Genomic DNA, 1,984 nt, shown 5'->3' on the forward strand with positions numbered 1-1,984 from the left:
CTTGGACGATGCCTTGGTTGAAAAAGTCCAGGCTTTTGAAGCGCAAAATAAGGAGCTTATCAGTGAAAGAAATCGGTTCCAGTTGATACTGGATGCCAGCAACGAAGTTCTATGGGATTTGGATTTAATCACAGGCAAGCGTCATTTTTCAGACTCAAAAATAATTGCCTATCCTGAGTTCTACAGTTTTTCAATCAATCCTGAGGATTGGTATGAGCACGTTCATACCGAAGACAAAGTACAAATGATCAAGGGCCATCAAGCCCTAATAACGGGCCAGTCAGACTATTTTTCCATGGAGTTTAGGCATTTTTACAACAATGAATTCCAATGGTTTTTATGTCGTTCGCTTTCACTGCGTGATGAATATGGAAAAGTCGTTCGAATTGCAGGCTCTTATAGCTGGATTCACCCACAAAAGCAAAAAGATCTCGAGATGGAAACCTATGCTTTTTATGATATACTCACTGGTTTTCCCAACCGATCAAAGCTTGTTTTAGATCTTTTTGAAATCATAAAAAAATCACCTAATGATCCATTGACGCTTTATTTCATCGACCTATACGGTTTCAGAGAAATCAACAACACCTATGGCCATGCCGTTGGTGATGAGATCATAAAGGCCATCTCAACGAGAATTGCTTCAAACTTCCATAACATTCAGATCTATAGAATTAACGGTCCGGAGTTTTTCTTTATAGTCCCACATCAACAGTATGCTCAGGCTGACATGCTAAATCGAATCATGCTCACCTTTGAAAACCCCTTCAGCTATTCTGAAAATGCCGTCCACATTAGCTACAATGTCGGCATTTCCAAATATCCTGAACATGGCTTTCACCCAGAAGTACTGTTAAAGCATGCGGACACTGCCCTTTATCATGCCAAACTCAAGGGCGTTCGAAAATCCATGCTCTATGATGAACATATGACAGAGGATGTCACCTCCAAAACGGTGATCAGCAATTTGCTCTACAAAGCCATTAAAACAAATGAGTTTGTCGTTTATTTCCAACCCATTTACGATCTTTCAAATGATACACTTTATGGGTTTGAAGCTCTACTGAGATGGTTTAATCCTCAAATCGGTCAGATTTCACCCAATAAGTTCATTCCGATTGCAGAAGAAACAGGCATTATCGTGGAACTTGGTCCCATGGTCTTTGAAATGGCCTGCATGGGCATGTTACCTTATATTGAAGCGCATCCGACATTGTCCCTTTCAGTAAATGTCTCCGCCAAGCAGATTATTCAAGACCAATTCATCACTCAATTAAATGAAATTATCGACCGGACTGGATTTCCTAAGAAAAATTTATGTATTGAAATTACAGAAAGCGTTCTCATAGAATCCTTTGACCTTGTTATTGACAAGCTTAAATTCTTAAGAAACTCAGGCTACACCATTGCCCTCGACGATTTTGGAACTGGCTACTCCTCATTGAATTACTTGAGTCAGCTGCCGATTTCCACCTTGAAAATCGACAAGGCCTTTGTGGACCGTATTCATGATAAGTCACAGGAATACTATCTTTTAAAATCCATGATCACCTTGGCAAATGACCTAAACCTCTCTATGATTGTGGAAGGTGTGGAAACCAAAACACAAAAGACGCTTTTGGAATCACTTGGCTGTACCTTATTCCAAGGTTTTTACTTCTCAAGACCGCTTGATCCACTTGGTCTTTCCAAATTAATGCAAGACACCCCAAATGCCTAAGCAAATGGGGTGTTTTATTTTTTGAGACCGGTCCTTTAAGAAACGATATTGCCGTCTTCGATATCTGCTGTAACAAGCGTTAAGAAGTCCGCGTCATCCGTTGCTGCAAGAATCATACCCTGTGAGAGTTCGCCACGAAGTTTAACCGGCTTTAAGTTTGCCACGATAATGACTTTTTTACCTACAATATCCGTTGGTTTATAATGCTTGGCAATACCTGAAACCACTTGTCTCACATCATTGCCAACCTTTAAGGTTAAAATC

1 protein-coding gene and 1 pseudogene are annotated in these 1,984 nt (G+C 40.2%); one reads left to right on the forward strand and one right to left on the reverse strand.

Features of this window, described 5'->3' with window-relative positions; translation table 11 throughout:
• Window positions 1–1,720, forward strand: a 1,720-nt coding sequence (locus tag AC220I_RS21825; RefSeq protein WP_486725981.1) for a putative bifunctional diguanylate cyclase/phosphodiesterase, incomplete at its 5' end; no start/stop codon positions are given.
• A 35-nt stretch (window positions 1,721–1,755) separates the two neighbouring features.
• Here the strand turns inward: AC220I_RS21825 and AC220I_RS21830 are convergent.
• Window positions 1,756–1,984 (reverse strand): annotated as a pseudogene (locus AC220I_RS21830) (methionine--tRNA ligase); the annotation flags it as partial.

This window comes from Fusibacter sp., assembly GCF_057447755.1.